A 16982-nucleotide genomic window follows, 5' to 3' on the forward strand; every position below is an offset into this window, starting at 1 on the left:
TTAAATATTATTATTCATCTATAAAATCCCCATGATTTCCTCCCATGAATTCACTCTTCTGTAGGTTTCGTTTTCAATCAGTTCATTATGAGGTTGTGTAAAGATCAGTCTCTGCCCTGAAAAATGATCTAAATTCTTTGGGTAATCATCAATCATCACATCTCCTGACACTACTTTCTTGCTTCCACAAAGAACAATCTGCTCCCAAGTAATGAAGGGAAAATGCTCAGCCAGCCAGTCATATTTTTCTCTTAAACTATTGGGAAATTCCATTCCTGCAGAAACAATATACAGTTCATATTTGTTATTCAGATACTCTATTGCTTTCTGGCTTCCCTCCATTACTGGCAATGTTCTGAAAAACCCTACTTCATTCACATGTTTTTTCCCATTGGGAAAGGTTTCTAGTTCGGGTTTTCCTATCATAATATCAGGTTTCATCTCTCTTCCGGTATCTCTTTTTTCAAATTGAATCAGCTGATGGTATACATCTGCCATTACCCCATCCATATCAACAATCACTTTTTTCATTGCTTCAAATTAGATTTTATTATTTTTAAATGTTATGAAGCTGGAGGGTAGAAGATATTAAACTCCCAATATAAATGAAGTTCGTTTTTAATGATTGAAATGATAAGTACCATCAAAATTTATATGTTCAGTAATAACTTCCTGCTTCCAACCCATCTTCATCAAATTTACCAAATTGTTTTCTCAGACAATGAACACAGTTTATTAATAAATCATAAATATTCGATTTTATAAAGCCGGTTCCGGAAAATTTTATGGTTACATTTTCGTATTTTTGCCGTTCAGTTCAAAATTAAAATCAAACTATTAATTCCCAATGAATTACGTTTCTGCAGAAAACCTCACCAAATCTTACGGCATCAAAGTTTTGTTTGAAAATATTTCCTTTCACATTAATGAAGGAGACAAAATTGCCATTGTTGCCAAAAACGGGAGTGGAAAATCTACCCTTCTGAAAATTTTAATGGGTAAAGAAATTGCAGACAGCGGCACTGCGATCATTAATAAAGATATTCAGGTTGTTTTATTTGACCAGGAAATTGATTTTGACTCTAATCTAAGCATTGATGAATTCATGATGACTCTGGATTCTGAGCCAATCCTTGCTTTGAAGAATTACCATAAGTCTCTTCATTCTACGGATCATGATTTTATTGAAAAGGCATTGGCTGATATGGAAGCCCACAAAGCCTGGGATCTTGAAAATGAAATGAAACAAATTCTTTCTCAACTTAAAATCACAGATCTTGAAGCTAAAATGGGTACCCTTTCCGGAGGACAGGTCAAACGTGTTGCCCTTGCTAAGCTACTGACTGAAACCAGAGCTGAACATAAACATACACTCCTTATTATGGATGAACCTACCAACCACTTGGATGTGGATATGGTAGAATGGCTTGAAAACTATCTGAACAAAGCAAAAATCACTTTACTACTTGTTACCCACGACCGATATTTCCTGGACAGTGTTTGTGATATTATCTGGGAAATGGAAGATAGAAATCTTTATGTTCACAATGGTTCATACGCTACATATCTTGAAAATAAAATGATTCGTGAGGATAACCTTAATGCAACTATTGATAAGGCCAACAACCTTTACAGAAAGGAATTGGAATGGATGCGTAGACAGCCCAAAGCAAGAACTACAAAGTCTAAAAGCAGAATTGACTCCTTTTATGAAACAGAAAAGGTAGCCAAAACAGACACCAGAAAACAAGGTCTTGAACTGGATTTTGAAATGAAGCGTCTTGGAAATAAAGTTCTTGAACTAAAACATATTGATAAAAGCTTTGGAAATAAAGTTTTATTAAAAGATTTCAGCTACCAATTTCAACGGGGTGAGAAAGTAGGAATCATCGGAAAAAACGGAGCTGGAAAATCTACATTATTGAATATTATCCAGGGATTTGAAAAATTTGACAAAGGAGAAATTGAAACGGGAGAAACTATTTCTTTCGGATATTTCGCACAGAAAGGTCTTACTTATAAAGAGGATGAACGTGTGATTGACTTCATAAAGGAAATTGCGGAATTCTACCCTTTAGCAAATGGAAAAAGTCTTTCTGCATCGCAGTTCCTTAGATTATTCTTATTTGATGATCAGACACAATACTCTCCTATCTCAAAATTATCAGGAGGTGAAAAGAGAAGATTACACCTGATGTATATTTTATATCAGAATCCTAACTTCTTGATTTTTGACGAACCTACGAATGACCTGGATCTTCCTACACTAACAGTTCTTGAAAACTTCCTGCAGCAATTCCAGGGATCTTTAATCATTGTTTCCCACGACAGATATTTCATGGACAGAATCGTAGATCATGTTCTCGCTTTTGAAGGGGATGGAAAAATCAGAGATTTTGTAGGAAATTTCTCAGAATATCGTGAAGCAAGAAGCCGTGAAGAAGCTTTAGAAAAAAATACAGTTGCAAAGCCTGAACCTGTAAAAGAAACAGTTGCTGTTACAGAAACGCCTTCATCTTCCAATTCTCAAAAAAGGAAACTATCCTTCAAAGAACAAAGAGAGTTAGAAACCATTGAAAAAGAAATGCCTGAACTGGAAGAGAAACGTACAAAAATCTTAGATCAACTTAATAACGAATCTGATTATGAAAAAATAGCCAAGCTTTCTTCAGAACTGGAAACAGTTTCAGAAAAACTGGAGAATCATGAAATGAGATGGCTTGAACTTCAGGAAATCATGTAAAAATATAAGTTATGAATGAGTTCAAAGGGTTGGAGTTTCTAATTCCAGCTATCATTAACCTTAAACTTTGAACTCACTCATAAAATTTATAATTTATAATGTAATCACTTTTTCTTCTTTTGAACTTTTCAGTGAAGCATCGATGATCTTCATATTCTGGATCACTTCTTTTCCCGGTGATGGTAAAGGATATCCGAAAACAATATGTTCATAGATTTGTTGGTAATAATCCATATAATTTCCGGCTTTGCTTGAAGTAAACATTCTTTCTGTTTCTGAATTTTCATTCAGATAATTTAAAACTCCATCTGCTTCTTTTAAAGGCTGCATCCATTCTTTTCCATAGGCTGGGATGGCTCCACCCACCAATTCATTTTCCTGATTATCGGTTCTTTCCTGCAGGAACGTTCCTTTATCTCCATGAATTTTATAGGCATAATGATCTTCTTTAGTAAACACCGATGATTTTAGTCTGACTCTCAGATCATTTTTATAGAATAGCAGGATCTCAAAATAATCGTTGGCAAACTCCGATCCCTTCATAGAGAATACATCGGCGAAAAGTTTTTCAGGATATCCAAAATACTGTACAGCCTGATCTACAAGGTGCGCCCCAAGATCATGCAATGAACCTGAACCTATCTGCCCCGGATTTTCTTTATGCTGCTTTCCGCTTGGTGTAGTACGGAACCTGTCAAAACGGATCTCAGCCTCTTTAATATGTCCTAATTTCCCTTCGCTTAAAATTTTTCGTACCTGCTGAAAATCACGGTCAAATCTTCTGTTTTGATATACACTTAAAAATAGTCCTTTCTCTTCAGCCAGCTTTACCAATTCTTCTGCTTCTTCTACATTGACAGTAAAAGGTTTCTCAACAATGATATTTTTCCCTGCTTCCAAAGCTTTTCTGGCATATTCATAATGTGTCTGAACTGGCGTGTTGATAATCACCAATTCTACATCTGCATTCTGAAGCATTTCTTCTACCGAACGGTAAATAGTGGCTTCAGGATATTTTTCCTTAGACTCTTCTTTACTTCTTTCTACCACTGCAGAAATGAAGAACCCCGGATGGTCTTTTAAAAAGGGAGCGTGAAAAACTTTCCCACTCATTCCAAAGGCACAAAGGCCTGCTCTTACCAGTTGCATATTTTAATTTTTCAACAAATATATTCATAAAAAGCGCTGGATGCTGCACCAACAATAAGGATAGAAACAATCCATACACTTCACCTTTAAAAGATGTGATAAAAATCATAAAATTATTTTTAACTATTCTAAACAAATACTTACATTTGCGCCTTATTTAAAACTGTTCTACATAAAAATAAAATGAAAAGACAATTACTATCTTTAGGTCTTCTATTTATCGCTGTTTCAGCCAGTGCACAGCTGAAAAACGTTGAAGCAGACACCATCAGAACTCAAACCATTGAAGATATCAATCTTCATAAAACAGGAAATCCAAACCAGGCTAGACCATTATCTACAAAGTCTAATCTGACGATGATGGAAACCCCTCAGCCTATTGCTATTGTTACCCATGAAATCATTGAGCAGCAACAGGCAAAACAATTGAGTGATGTTCTTCAGAATGTAAACGGGATGTATATCACTTCATCCAGAGGAAATTCTCAGGACAGTTTTGGTGGGCGTGGATTTATTTTAGGAAATGACAATATTTTTAAGAATGGATCAAGAATAAATAGCGGGGTTTTCCCTGAAGTAAGTGGTCTTGAAAGAGTTGAAGTTTTAAAAGGAGCCAATGCTATGCTTTACGGAAATACTGCTGCCGGTGGTATTATCAACATGATTACGAAAAAGCCTAAATTCAATTTTGGAGGAAGCATAGGATTAAACGGTGGAAGCTGGAATTCTTACAAGCCTACAGTTGATGTTTACGGACCATTATCTAAAAATATTGCTTTCAGAGTAAACGGAACTTATGAATATGCTGAAAGCTTCAGAGATGTTGTACAATCTGAAAAATATTACTTCAATCCTTCATTCTTATTTAATTTAAGTGATAAATCTCAATTAATTATTGAGGCAGATTATCTTAAAAATAATTTCACCCCAGACTTCGGGCTTGGGTCTATTACTGAAAAAAATCAAAGCTATAGATTGAATGATGGGATATCCAGAAATGTATTCTTTGGAACTGACTGGCAATATCAAAATGTACAGCAAGCTTCTACAAATGTAACCTTTAATCATCAATTTAACGAAAAATGGTCTTTGAATGCTACGGCTTCTTATCAAAACTATACTAAAGATTATTTTTCTTCTGAAAGAGTACAATGGGGCTACAGTTCACCTACTGCTACTAGACTTTCATGGAACAGACCTTTTGGTAAAACATACAATGAACAAAACTATACTTCTGCACAAGTAAATATCAACGGTGAATTTAATACCGGAAAAATTAATCATAAAGTATTAATTGGTACAGATGCAGACTATAGCCAGGCGGATGCTTATGCTTATAATGTTACAGATCCAAAAAATCTTCTCTATTTAGATGATCCATCAACATGGGGAAATATTGGGATGCCAAATTCTGTTCTTAATACTAGAAACAGAATCAATACAAGAAGAATTGGAGTTTATGCACAAGATTTTATCAGCTTGACAAAGCAACTGAAAGTAATTGCAGGATTAAGATGGTCTTATGTAGAAAATATGCCCACACTCACCACTCGTTTTGGATCAAACGAGAAATTTGAAGTAGCCAATTCTTCAACATCTGATAATGCATTCTCTCCTAAGGTAGGGTTGGTTTATGCTCCCAATGAAAATCTTTCGGTATTTGCAACGTATACCAATTCGTTTGCTTCAAATGCAGGATATACTTCGGATCAATTTAATACGGTAAATACCAATCAACCTATTCAGCAAATTCAAAATCAGTTAACCAATTTATCAAAACAAAGCATAAAGCCATCAACAGTTGATCAATATGAAATTGGTGTTAAAAAGAATTTCTGGAACAATGCTTTAGCTGTTAATTTAACGGCTTACCAGATTATGTACAACAATTATTATCAAACATATTGGTTCATCCCTGGCACTACCCCCAATGCAGTACCAGTAAATTCAACAGATACCAATCTTAAAGAATTTGCAGGAAATATGAGAAGCCGTGGCGTAGAATTAGACATTACAGGAAATCCTACAGAAAATTTATCGATCATCGGAGGTTTCTCTTATAACAATTCTGTTTATCTTGACACTCCTGAAAAGGGATATGTTGAAAAGCAAAGACTGGTAAGAACACCAGCAACAACAGCTAATGTTTCCGTTTTCTATAAATTTACAAACTATGTAAAAGGATTGAAAGTTGGAGCTGGAATTTATTATATCGGAGACAGAATTGCCGGATGGAATGACTCAAAATCAACAAATACAAGTAGAAACAACGTAACCAGAATGTTTGATCTAAAAGACTATACTACTGTTTCTGTATCTGTTGGCTATGAGTGGAAAAAGTTTTCTATCCAGGGAAGAGTGGGTAACCTGTTTGATGTTGTAAATTACAACGTTCACGAAAACTACTCAGTAAACCCAATTACTCCAAGAAATTATTATTTTACATTGACATACAAACTGTAGAATTAACTTTATAATTACTTCTTTATTAAAAGTGGAAATTGCATTTTTGCAGTTTCCACTTTTGAAATTTAAAAACAAAACAAAGACGATATGGATAAGATTAAAGACACAAGAAGTTTCATGAGAATTACCCACCGTTATCTGGGATATTTCCTGGCTGGTATTATGGCTGTGTATGCCGTAAGTGGAATTATTTTGGTCTACAGGGACACCGATTTTTTAAAGAGTGAAAAAAAGTATGAAAAAACTTTATCTGCCAACCTATCTGAAAAAGAACTGAAAAAGGAACTGAAGATGAAAGGCCTTGAAGTAGAAAAGACAGAAGGCTCTGTTCTTCACTTTAAAAGAGGAACTTATGATTCCGCAACTGGAGTCGCTAAGTATTCAAAAATGGAATTACCTTTTGTACTGGATAAAATGGTTTCGCTTCACAAATCACAATCTAAAGATGCTATTGCGCCTCTCAGTGTATTTTTCGGAGTAGCTCTTTTCTTCTTTGTCATCTCAAGTTTCTGGATGTTTAATCCTAAGACAAAAGCTTTCAAGCGCGGCATCAAATTTACAATTGCAGGACTTGTTATTTCCATCCTTCTTTTGTTAATTTAAAAGAAAAAAGAAGCTGTTAGAAAATAACTGAAGGTTTTAAAATGAAATAACAATTCTTTTAAAATTCGATAACTTCTCTCTTACAGCCTCGTGCTTCCCTACTTATTAATTGTGAAATATTCAATAAATATGTTAAAAATAAGGTTCTTATCCTATTGATATTATTAACATTAATTTAGAAAAATTGTCTAAAATTAAGACTCTGGCACATTTATTGTTTTTTCTATAATTCGTGAATAATAAACATTTAATTATTAAAATAATAAATTATGAAAAAACTTATTTTAACAGGAGTATTAGCCGTAGCAGGATTAACAGCAACTGCAAACGCTCAGATTCAGAAAGGTAATTGGATGGTAGGAAGTAGCATTGTAGCCAGTAATTTTGGTTTAAATACAGGTGGTGGATATAATATTTCATTACAACCAAAGGCGGCCTACTTTATTCAAGATAATGTAGCTGTTGGAGGATATGTAGATTTAGGATTTAATAAAGTAACAAATGGATCACCTACTAATTTTGTATATAAAGTTGGAGCTTTAGGCAGATACTATGTTTCTCCGGGAGAAAAAGGTGTTGATAACTTATTACACCACGGAAGATGGTTTCTGGAAGGTAATGTAGGAGTTGGAGGTACTTCTACTGAAGGATCTAACTCTACTACAGGTTTAGATTTTGGAGCAGGTCCTGGTTACTCATATTTCATTACACCAAACATCGGTGTTGAAGGTTTAGTAAAATATAATGGTGTTGCAGGATTTGGTAGTGAGGGATTAACTTCTACCTTAACTTTCAATGTAGGATTCAGTATCTATTTACCAACATCTAAAGGTAAGCAGATCATCAAAGATGTTAAGTAATCACTGAAATATTTATAAAAAAATGAAAGCGCCCCGGAAATAAATTCCGGGGCGCTTTTCGTACAAATTAAAACTAAACTATAAAAAATCAAATAAATAAATCATGTATTGGGTTGTGGTGTATATCTTAAATAAGGCTTTATCTCTGTAACTCCTTTAGGAAATTTTTTGATGGCATCTTCTGTAGAAACTGCAGGGGGAACAATCACATCTTCTCCATTCTTCCAGTTTACAGGAGTGGCCACCTGGTAATTATCCACAAGCTGTAAAGAATCCAATACTCTCAGAATTTCATTAAAATTTCTTCCTGTAGAGGCCGGATAAGTGATAATAAGTCTCACCTTTTTATCAGGATCAATAATTAACAAGGAACGCACTGTTGCCGTTGCCGAAGCATTAGGATGAATAAAATCATAGAGCTCGGAAACTTTTTTTTCCTTGTCAGCTATAATTGGGAACTGGACATCTGTATTTTGGGTTTCATTAATGTCTTTTACCCAATTCTGATGATCCTCTACCCCATCCACACTCAAAGCAATCACCTTGGTATTTCTTTGGGCAAATTCGGACTGTAATTTAGAAGTATATCCCAACTCTGTAGTGCATACCGGTGTATAATCTGCCGGATGGGAAAATAAAATTCCCCAGGAATCTCCCAGATAATTATAAAAATTGATATCCCCTAAAGATGATTCTGCCTGAAAGTTGGGTGCTGTATCTCCTAATTTGATTGACATAATATTTTGTATTTGTTAGTCTACAAATTTAGTAGACTTTTTAATACTAACAAAATTTTTCTTGAAAATTTATATCTTTAGTGTAAAATTTTATTCATGGAGAAAACCGGGCTCACCTACATAGACTTGGTGTATAAGGTATTGGAAAGTTGGTATGTAACGTTTGCAGAGCTTACCCCTAAACTGATTGTCGGCATTTTAGTATTTACATTCTTTCTTATTACAAGTAAATACATGAGCCAAATTGCCGTAAAATTATTTCACAAGTTCTTCCCCAAAAGCCAGAAAGAAAGCTCATTGGTTACCTTAATCAGCATATTCAGGTTTTTAATTATGCTGATGGGAACATTTATTTCCCTCGAAATTATGGGATTCAGTGGTTTCTTGTGGAAGTTTATCGGAAGTTTGGGAGTTGCCGGAGTTATTGCCGGGGTTGCTTTAAAAGATCTTGTGTCAAGTATCTTTTCAGGAATGTTAATTGGTATTGATAAAGCCTTTAAAGTAGGTGACTACATTACGATTGGAGCTCATTCAGGCACAGTACAGGAGATTGGATTTTTAACAACCAAAATCCTTACAGACGATGGAAAAAAAGCCTACATTCCTAATCAGGTGGTATTTAATGCTCCGTTTTACAATATTACGGCTTCACCTCAGCGCAGAATTATTCTAAACTTTGAAATTCCTGCAGATGAAGATATCAGTAAAGCTCAGAAAAGTATTCTTGAAGTAGTTAAAAATCTTGATGATGTGGATAAGCTGGATACTGCAGAAGTTATTTTTACCGATCTGAAGCAAGGCTCTTTTAATCTGCAGGTTAAATTCTGGATCAAAATAGGAGCTAATTTAGCGCAGGTAAAAAGTAAAGCTTATTTAGATATTAAGGAACGATTTGATGTGGATAAAATCCAGCTGGTGACTCCTACAAGTATTAGTATTACTAGTGGAGAAAACAATTTGCCTGAAAGCCAGGATAAATAATTTATTTCCCACAGATCATACTGATTTCACAGATGTTTGTGGATAGATTAATAATTAAAAGCTGTTTCAATTTTTGGAACGGCTTTTTTGTTGTAAACGCGAAGGTGCGAAGATTTTAGACTATTTGATTACTTTTAAGGCGCAAAGATTTTATATGCGATAAAATTTTACACTGTTGATTAATGGCTTCGAATAAACGAATAATTTTATTTATACTTAGCAAATATTATAGTAGTAAAAAAATTGTACATTAAGGGCAAAAAAATCAGTATAACTCTTTTTGAAAACTTTATTTTGAGCAACAGCCAAATTGTTCTTGTGCCTGAATGAATTCCAACAGATTATTTATTCTTGTGATTCTTAGGAATTTTGGCACTATCCTTTTTAGGGATTTTAGCAGTAGAATCATTGTCTATCATAATAGGCTCTCCCATAACATAATCCTTATTCGTAATTGTAGAATCTTCTTCAATGATGCCTACAAAACCGGTCGTCATACAAACCTCCTCTTTAGGTTTTGAACAACCTATTAAAAACAAGGCTAAAGAAAATAGCGTAAATGCTATTTTATTATTCTGAAAATGAGATGGAATATATTTAAAGAATCGTTCCTTTAATTTTTCAGACGGATCAGGCATATTCAACTGATGATTATAAAACCGGCCACAGAACTGCTCTTCTTTTTTCTCTTCTATAATTTGTTGAATCTCCTGAGGTTGTTTTTGTGTAAAGTCGATAACACATTTGTTACAGGCAGAGCAAAACCTTCCTTTCTCTTGTGCAGACATGGATTCCCAATCTTCTGAGCATGACTCCGGAATATATAAGTTTTTCATGAATACTGTTTCTTATACGCATTAAAAAACCGTTCCATTTTTGGAACGGTTTTCTATTTTATATTAAAAATTTTAGATTAAGCTAAAACTTCTTTTACTTTGTTTGCAGCTTCTTCTAAAGTAATTGCAGAGTGAACCGGAAGACCAGACTCGTCAATTAATTTTTTAGCTTCTACAGCGTTAGTTCCTTGTAATCTTACGATCAATGGAACCGGAAGGCTACCCATAGCTTTGTAAGCATCTACAACACCTTGAGCAACTCTGTCACATCTTACGATACCTCCGAAGATGTTAATTAAGATTGCTTTTACGTTTGGATCTCTTAAGATGATTCCGAAAGCAGTCTGTACTCTCTGAGCATCTGCAGTACCACCTACATCCAGGAAGTTAGCAGGATTACCACCTGATAATTTGATGATATCCATAGTTGCCATTGCAAGACCAGCTCCGTTTACCATACAAGCAACGTTACCATCCAATTTTACGAAGTTAAGACCCGCTTCACCAGCTTCTACATCCATTGGATCTTCTTCTCTTGTATCTCTAAGCTCAGCTAAATCTTTGTGACGGAACAATGAGTTGTCATCTAAAGTTACTTTAGCATCTACAGCGATAATCTTGTTATCAGAAGTTTTCAACACTGGGTTGATTTCGAAAAGAGATGCATCAATACCTGTATAAGCATTGTAAAGAGATGAAATAAATTTCACAAATTCTTTGAATGCATTTCCTTCAAGACCTAAGTTGAAAGCAATTTTTCTAGCCTGGAACCCTTGAAGACCGATAGCTGGATCAATAAGTTCGTTGTGGATTAAGTGAGGAGTTACTTCCGCAACGTGCTCAATATCCATACCACCTTCAGTAGAATATACGATTGTATTCTTCCCTTCAGCTCTATCTAAAAGAATAGAAACATAAAATTCTTTAGTTTCAGATTCTCCAGGATAATAAACATCTTCTGCAATCAAAACAGAGTGTACTTTTTTACCTTCAGCAGAAGTTTGTGGAGTTACCAACTGCATTCCGATGATATTCTGAGCGTTTTCTTTAAGTTTATCCATGTTTGGAGAAAACTTAACACCCCCACCTTTACCACGACCACCTGCGTGAATCTGTGCTTTTACAACCCAAGCCTGAGCTCCGGTTTCAGCAGTCAATTTTTCAGCAGCTGCTACAGCTTCATCTACGTTGTTTGCTACGAAACCACGTTGGATAGCTACTCCATACTTTGATAAAATCTCTTTTGATTGATACTCGTGAAGATTCATATTATTTTTATTATTTTATTTTAATATTTAAAGGTTGACAAATTTACTAAAAAGACATGGAAGTTCAAGATTCTTCATTCAAAAATTAAAGATTACTTCCTTGATTTTTGACATGTTTATACATTTTTCCTTATTCTTCCGCTAATTTTTCAGACTGAGATCCGATAAACGGAATCTTTGGAGCCAAGAAGTATCCGGTAAGACTTGCAAACAAAATGGGGACAAAATAAGTAAACCCAGTTAATGTTCCCAGAATAATAGTTGTACTCATCGGAGTTCTCGTTACGCAGGCGTTAATGGCTGCCATACAGCTTACAATGGCCAAAGTAGTATCTACACTGGGAAATAAATTGTGGATAATCAGTCCTAAAGTTGTTCCTACAAAGAACAACGGAATGATAAAACCTCCTCTCCAACCGGAAGTTACCGTAATGGCAATGGCTAATATTTTAAAGATCAAAACCAAAATCAGGAAATTCAATCCGAAGTTTCCACCGATTAATTGATTGATCTCGTTATGTCCAAAGTATCTTGTGATGGGAAAATTGTAAGCAATAATTCCCAAAAGAATTCCTCCAGCTAATGTTCTGATATAGATCGGGAATTTTCTGTATTCAAAAATCTTTTTGAAAAACTTCACTACAAATATGAAAATCCAACCGAAAAGAGTTCCTACAATTCCGAATAAAGTAGCATATAAGAAATCATATACACCTGTGTAATGATAGGCTTTCAAATCCCATGTTGCTCCAATTCCCAAATGGATAATTAAAGCAAACATCAGGTAACTGAAACAGCTGGCAACCAATGCAGGAATAATGGCCTTATAATACTCAACGGCATGCTTGTGATGCAGAATCTCCAGGGAAAAAAGACTTCCTCCCAGCGGAGCTCCAAAAAGAGCGGTAAACCCTGAAGCCATCCCGGCAATACTTAATGAACGAAGCTCTTCTCCTTTCAATCTGAAGATTTTCCCAAGCCAGGTTCCTGTAGATCCGGTAACCTGTACTAAAGGAGCTTCCGGTCCTAAACTTCCTCCTGATGCTACACAAAAAAGTGAGGATAAAATCATGGATGGATTATTTTTCGGTTCCAGTTTTCCTTTATTGAATCTGATGTTATTTACAATCAAATGGATTTCTCCGGGATCTCCTATAAAGTGGATCACCAGGCCTGCCAGCAAACCACAAATAGCCATGGTTGGAATCACCTGCCATCCTTGAAAATGAGCTAAAAACTCAGTAAAATGCTCCAATACAATCCAATATCCGCCGGCAATAACACCACCTACCAGACCTGTAAAGGCCCACATAAAAAAAGTACGGCTGAAGACAAAAGGATTGAACCTTATAGGTTGATCTAAGAGATTAAATGTTTTGATTAGCCGTCTCCTTCTATTGATTTTCATTTTAATTTATTTTAAACAGTAAAAGCATTTCATTATTTGTCTTTACTGATGATGAGAGCTTTTACAATACGCTCTTTATTTATTCGAATCTTAATACAATAGGTTGTGCAAAGGTTTGTATAATTGGTTTGTTATTATAAATCAAAGGTTTTTCCAAACCACCAATAGCAGACAGGAACAATCCGCTGATGATACCGAATTCTGTATCAGATGACTCACTATATTTTACTTTTTTGAACTTCCCATCCACATCAATTATAAAATTCAACTTACAACGATAGATTCCGCCTGCGGAATCGTCCATTAAATAAACAGGAAAATCCACCGTCAACTGTTTTTTCAACTCGACAAGCTGTTGATAATTCTCAACCTCGGCAATATCAATAGATTTTTTTTTCTCCTCTTCCAGAAGCGTGACTTCCGTTTGGGGAAAATTGTTTTCAATCTGTACTCCGCTGGTTGCTTTAAATGATAAGTTTGGATCTATTTTTCCGATTATTACCTCTTTGTCATAGATGCTTTGATACAAATCTTTCAGATTTTTTAATTTTTCACCATAAAAAAGTTTATACTTTCGAGCATATAAAGCCTCATCTTTTTTATAATCATAACGTTTAATACTATCGGAAAAACGATTTTGTATATCTTTTATTTCTACTAAAATATTTCTGTTTAGCAGTTTCTTCCCCTGTGCATTTATTTTTTGAACACTTATACAAGAAATCGTCAGAGCAATAACAAGTAATAAAAAACGTTGATTCATGGTTTTATTTTTCTGTAAGCAATCTACATAATATATTGCAAATCTTTTTTTGTCTGAACTGCAAGATTAAATTCTATTTTTCGCAAAATAAAGAATCAACATTCCCCAGCTCAGGATCATCAATAATCCACCAAGCGGAGTAATAGGCCCTAAAAATTTAAGATTAGCTCCTAAATAATCCTGTAGGCTCAGGAAATAAATACTTACCGAGAACAACAGTGTTCCGGCAATCATTAAAATGGATGTCCATTTTTCTGTGGAAGTTTCAAATTTTAAAATATATCCGATGATCAGCAGGAAAAAGGCTGCATACATCTGGTATCGTACTCCGGTTTCAAAACTTTCCAGCCTTTCCACCGATAGTATTTTCTTTAAGGCATGAGCTCCGAATGCGCCAAGAATTACGGACAACATTCCATAAACGGCTCCAAAAATCAGGGTAATTGTTTTCATTTTATAACTCTTCTAATTCTATACTTAAATTTTTCTTTGTTTTATAATCCTGCCAGGTTCCGGAAATTTTATTTCCATTCATTTCTGCCTCTACAAAAGCTCTCGGAATCCATTGACTTGTAGCATCGTCATAACGGTCATTTTCTGTGATCGAAATATGATTTCTTTTCATCTGCCCGTCCCATTTAATCAGCTTTTTATTTTTATCATACCAATATTCTGCATTAAAAGAACTTACTCCGGGGGTATCATTATTCGGATAAAAACGGGTAACAAGGGCTGTAATTGGATATTTCCCATCAATTTTTCCTTTGTACAGCTTATTTCTGAAGCTGGTTTTCTCTACTTTTTCAGATCCGTTAAGTAAGTTTTTGGCATAAAGGCTCCAATATTTTTCCAACTCCTTATAGGTCAATTCAAGTTCATGACTTCCCAGATCATCTAAGGCTCTCATTGCATGATTGGAACATCTTCCGGCTACAAATGTCAGCTTATCTTTTCCAAAAAAATATTGGATATCATCCAAAGATTGCTCTGTATAACACCCTTCATATAAACCAATTTGTTCTTCTGTTTCTTCGGGCGGATTTTTGGCAGATTTCAACTCAGCTAAAAAATCATTAACTCTTTTCTTTACTTTCTGTTCAAGCAAATGTTCAATAGTCTTAATTGAATTAGCTTGAAACAGATCTTGAGCATTGATAAAATTCCCGGTTCTCAGGTCAAAATTCTTCCAGATCGTAAAGTTTTCAGGATAAGCACCTGAAGCTTCTCCATCCATCCCGATACTTAAAATATTTTTAGGCGTTTCCAGCTTTTTCCAACTATAGAAATAAACATAATTAGAATAAGAAGTTGTTCCTGTAGAAACCAGTTTAAAAGGATTAGAACCTGAATTGGGAATATATTCCAATTCGTTGACCTGTAAAAATGTATTTATTTTGCTTTCCACTAAGGGATTTTCTGCATAGGAAACCACCGGAAAAGTTGAGTCTTCAGTCTTTGGCTGTAAATCTGTTATTTTTAAATTTTTCTGTGAAAAACTTAATCCGGAAATCAACATGAAAAACAAGACCCTTTTTTTCACTATTTCGAATTTAAATACATTAAAATAAATTTGGCCACTAAGGTAGAAATTCCCAGTATGATAAACATATTGGCAAATCTCTTTGAACTTTGGAAGCCCGGTGAAGTGGTTTTCTTCAAAAAGAATCCAAAGATGAGAAATAGGATAGGCAGAATTATCTGTAACATTAGTTTTCTCTCATTCTGTTAAACTCATTGATTACCTCATGGTGACTCACCGTCTTATCTTTGAAATAAGTCACAAAATGCTCTTTCTCTTCTTCAGTAGCTCCCAATTGGTTCAAAATATTCAGTAAGTGCATTTTCATGTGCCCTTTCTGAATTCCAGTTGTTACTAATGAACGTAGAGCACCAAAGTTCTGTGCCAATCCTGAAACAGCCAGGATACTCATCAATTCCTGAGCAGATGGTTTTCCAAGTAATGCTAAAGAGAATTTTACCAAAGGGTGAAGATTTGTTAACCCTCCTACAACACCTACAGAAATCGGAAGATCTATCCAGAATCTGAAAACTCCATTATCCGTTGTACAATGTGTTAGAGATCTGTATTGTCCGTCTCTTGCAGCATAGGCATGAGCACAAGCTTCCGTAGCTCTGAAATCGTTTCCGGTTGCAATTACAACAGCATCTACTCCATTCATTACTCCTTTATTATGAGTTGTTGCCCGGTAAGGTTCAATTTCAGCAATGGTTACGGCTTGTTTAAATTTAGAAGCAAATTCTTCAGGAGAAATTCCACTGTCATCTTTTAAGTCTTCCATTTTACATGAAACCTCAGCTCTTACAATACAGTCAGGCGTAAAATTGGAAAGGATATTCATCACAATCTGTAATGAATTTTTCTCATCCTGGGTGAAATCTTCACAGGTTGCTACTTCCTGTCTCAAAGTTTTCCCAAACTGTTCAAGACACGAATTGATAAAATTAGCTCCCATTGAGTCTACAGTATCAAAACTTGCTTTCAGTTGGTAATAATTTGGCATTTCTGCAGTTTTATCCACAAGGCTGATGTTCAGAATTCCACCGCCTCGTTTTCTCATATTGGCAGTAATATCCTGGGTAGATTCAAATAATTTTTTCTTTAAACTAAAATTAAAGAAGTGTAATAATTTGTGCGACTCTACATTGAATATAAAATGAGTGTGCCCTAACTTTTCAGTATTAATAATGGTTGTTTTAAAACCTCCTTTATCAATCCAGAATTTTGCGGCCTTGGAAGCTGCTGCTACTACTGAACTTTCTTCAACAGCCATTGGTAGTGCCAATAGTTTTCCATCAATTAAAAAGTTCGGAGCAATCCCATACGGCATATAGAAATTGGATATCGTATTTTCAGAAAATTCTTCATGAAGCTTCTGAAGATCTGCATTTTCATTCCAATATTGTTTCAATATATTTTGATATTCTTGATTATCTTCAAGATATTCGCTTACAAGCCACTCGATTTTCCCCTGCTTTGAAAGCTTGGAAAAACCTTCGATCGGTTTATGATTCATATATAGATAATTTATTTTTCCAAAGGTTGTATGCAATCGCGTCGTTTCATTCTTAATTTGTGCTCACAAATCATCGCGATTTCATGATATAAACTTTAATGAGGCGTAAATATAATGATTTTGAGGCTCTTTT

At 34.8% G+C, this 16982-nt stretch carries 15 protein-coding genes; 5 read left to right on the plus strand and 10 right to left on the minus strand.

Annotated features, from left to right (window positions below; translation table 11 throughout):
* Positions 1–18: 18 nt before the first annotated feature.
* The gene (locus tag CHSO_RS21800) at positions 19–531 is read right to left on the minus strand and encodes a 5' nucleotidase, NT5C type (RefSeq protein WP_045500826.1); all 513 of its coding nucleotides are present in this window, start codon (positions 529–531) and stop codon (positions 19–21) included.
* 316 nt (positions 532–847) lie between these two features.
* Here CHSO_RS21800 and CHSO_RS21805 point away from each other — a divergent pair, with 316 nt between their 5' ends.
* Positions 848–2743, plus strand: a complete 1896-nt coding sequence (locus CHSO_RS21805) for an ABC-F family ATP-binding cassette domain-containing protein (RefSeq protein WP_045500828.1) — start codon at positions 848–850, stop codon at positions 2741–2743.
* Positions 2744–2836: 93 nt separating this feature from the next.
* Here the strand turns inward: CHSO_RS21805 and CHSO_RS21810 are convergent, their stop codons facing one another.
* Positions 2837–3892, minus strand: coding sequence for a Gfo/Idh/MocA family oxidoreductase (locus CHSO_RS21810; RefSeq protein ID WP_045500830.1), 1056 nt, complete (start codon positions 3890–3892; stop codon positions 2837–2839).
* 183 nt (positions 3893–4075) lie between these two features.
* Here CHSO_RS21810 and CHSO_RS21815 point away from each other — a divergent pair, with 183 nt between their 5' ends.
* From CHSO_RS21815 to CHSO_RS21825, 3 genes are all read left to right on the plus strand, one after another.
* Positions 4076–6355, plus strand: a complete 2280-nt coding sequence (locus tag CHSO_RS21815) for a TonB-dependent siderophore receptor (protein ID WP_045500832.1) — start codon at positions 4076–4078, stop codon at positions 6353–6355.
* Positions 6356–6445: 90 nt separating this feature from the next.
* Entirely contained in the window at positions 6446–6961 is a 516-nt protein-coding gene (locus CHSO_RS21820) for a membrane protein (protein ID WP_045500834.1), read from the plus strand.
* 269 nt (positions 6962–7230) lie between these two features.
* On the plus strand, positions 7231–7821 hold the full coding sequence (locus CHSO_RS21825) for a hypothetical protein (protein WP_045500836.1): 591 nt from the start codon (positions 7231–7233) through the stop codon (positions 7819–7821).
* Positions 7822–7922: 101 nt separating this feature from the next.
* On the opposite strand, the gene CHSO_RS21830 is transcribed toward CHSO_RS21825, so the two are convergent.
* Positions 7923–8558 (minus strand): peroxiredoxin, encoded by a 636-nt coding sequence (locus tag CHSO_RS21830; protein WP_045500838.1) that lies wholly within the window; start codon positions 8556–8558, stop codon positions 7923–7925.
* A gap of 96 nt (positions 8559–8654) precedes the next feature.
* Between CHSO_RS21830 and CHSO_RS21835 the strand changes: the two genes are divergently transcribed.
* Positions 8655–9539 (plus strand): mechanosensitive ion channel family protein, encoded by an 885-nt coding sequence (locus tag CHSO_RS21835; RefSeq protein WP_045500840.1) that lies wholly within the window; start codon positions 8655–8657, stop codon positions 9537–9539.
* 341 nt (positions 9540–9880) lie between these two features.
* On the opposite strand, the gene CHSO_RS21840 is transcribed toward CHSO_RS21835, so the two are convergent.
* The 7 genes from CHSO_RS21840 to CHSO_RS21870 form a co-directional block, all read right to left on the minus strand.
* On the minus strand, positions 9881–10375 hold the full coding sequence (locus tag CHSO_RS21840) for a hypothetical protein (protein WP_045500842.1): 495 nt from the start codon (positions 10373–10375) through the stop codon (positions 9881–9883).
* A 77-nt stretch (positions 10376–10452) separates the two neighbouring features.
* Positions 10453–11643, minus strand: a complete 1191-nt coding sequence (sucC, locus tag CHSO_RS21845; RefSeq protein WP_045500844.1) for an ADP-forming succinate--CoA ligase subunit beta — start codon at positions 11641–11643, stop codon at positions 10453–10455.
* A 130-nt stretch (positions 11644–11773) separates the two neighbouring features.
* The gene (locus CHSO_RS21850; protein WP_045500846.1) at positions 11774–13051 is read right to left on the minus strand and encodes a chloride channel protein; all 1278 of its coding nucleotides are present in this window, start codon (positions 13049–13051) and stop codon (positions 11774–11776) included.
* A gap of 79 nt (positions 13052–13130) precedes the next feature.
* Positions 13131–13814, minus strand: coding sequence for a hypothetical protein (locus CHSO_RS21855; protein ID WP_045500848.1), 684 nt, complete (start codon positions 13812–13814; stop codon positions 13131–13133).
* A 66-nt stretch (positions 13815–13880) separates the two neighbouring features.
* On the minus strand, positions 13881–14267 hold the full coding sequence (locus CHSO_RS21860; RefSeq protein ID WP_045500850.1) for a DUF423 domain-containing protein: 387 nt from the start codon (positions 14265–14267) through the stop codon (positions 13881–13883).
* A gap of 1 nt (position 14268) precedes the next feature.
* Positions 14269–15354 carry a hypothetical protein gene (locus CHSO_RS21865; RefSeq protein ID WP_045500852.1) on the minus strand — a complete coding sequence of 362 codons (1086 nt, stop codon included), beginning with the start codon at positions 15352–15354 and terminating at the stop codon, positions 14269–14271.
* Between the two features lie 166 nt (positions 15355–15520).
* Positions 15521–16849 (minus strand): hydroxymethylglutaryl-CoA reductase, degradative, encoded by a 1329-nt coding sequence (locus CHSO_RS21870; RefSeq protein WP_045500854.1) that lies wholly within the window; start codon positions 16847–16849, stop codon positions 15521–15523.
* Between the last annotated feature and the right edge of the window lie 133 nt (positions 16850–16982).

It is taken from the genome of Chryseobacterium sp. StRB126, assembly GCF_000829375.1.
Taxonomy (GTDB): Bacteria; Bacteroidota; Bacteroidia; order Flavobacteriales; family Weeksellaceae; genus Chryseobacterium.

Bases quoted from the DNA above. Each gene is read 5' to 3' on its own strand.
- CHSO_RS21800 (WP_045500826.1), bottom strand. From the start codon at position 531: ATGAAAAAAGTGATTGTTGATATGGATGGGGTAATGGCAGATGTATAC.
- CHSO_RS21805 (WP_045500828.1), top strand. From the start codon at position 848: ATGAATTACGTTTCTGCAGAAAACCTCACCAAATCTTACGGCATCAAA.
- CHSO_RS21810 (WP_045500830.1), bottom strand. From the start codon at position 3,892: ATGCAACTGGTAAGAGCAGGCCTTTGTGCCTTTGGAATGAGTGGGAAA.
- CHSO_RS21815 (WP_045500832.1), top strand. From the start codon at position 4,076: ATGAAAAGACAATTACTATCTTTAGGTCTTCTATTTATCGCTGTTTCA.
- CHSO_RS21820 (WP_045500834.1), top strand. From the start codon at position 6,446: ATGGATAAGATTAAAGACACAAGAAGTTTCATGAGAATTACCCACCGT.
- CHSO_RS21825 (WP_045500836.1), top strand. From the start codon at position 7,231: ATGAAAAAACTTATTTTAACAGGAGTATTAGCCGTAGCAGGATTAACA.
- CHSO_RS21830 (WP_045500838.1), bottom strand. From the start codon at position 8,558: ATGTCAATCAAATTAGGAGATACAGCACCCAACTTTCAGGCAGAATCA.
- CHSO_RS21835 (WP_045500840.1), top strand. From the start codon at position 8,655: ATGGAGAAAACCGGGCTCACCTACATAGACTTGGTGTATAAGGTATTG.
- CHSO_RS21840 (WP_045500842.1), bottom strand. From the start codon at position 10,375: ATGAAAAACTTATATATTCCGGAGTCATGCTCAGAAGATTGGGAATCC.
- sucC (WP_045500844.1), bottom strand. From the start codon at position 11,643: ATGAATCTTCACGAGTATCAATCAAAAGAGATTTTATCAAAGTATGGA.
- CHSO_RS21850 (WP_045500846.1), bottom strand. From the start codon at position 13,051: ATGAAAATCAATAGAAGGAGACGGCTAATCAAAACATTTAATCTCTTA.
- CHSO_RS21855 (WP_045500848.1), bottom strand. From the start codon at position 13,814: ATGAATCAACGTTTTTTATTACTTGTTATTGCTCTGACGATTTCTTGT.
- CHSO_RS21860 (WP_045500850.1), bottom strand. From the start codon at position 14,267: ATGAAAACAATTACCCTGATTTTTGGAGCCGTTTATGGAATGTTGTCC.
- CHSO_RS21870 (WP_045500854.1), bottom strand. From the start codon at position 16,849: ATGAATCATAAACCGATCGAAGGTTTTTCCAAGCTTTCAAAGCAGGGG.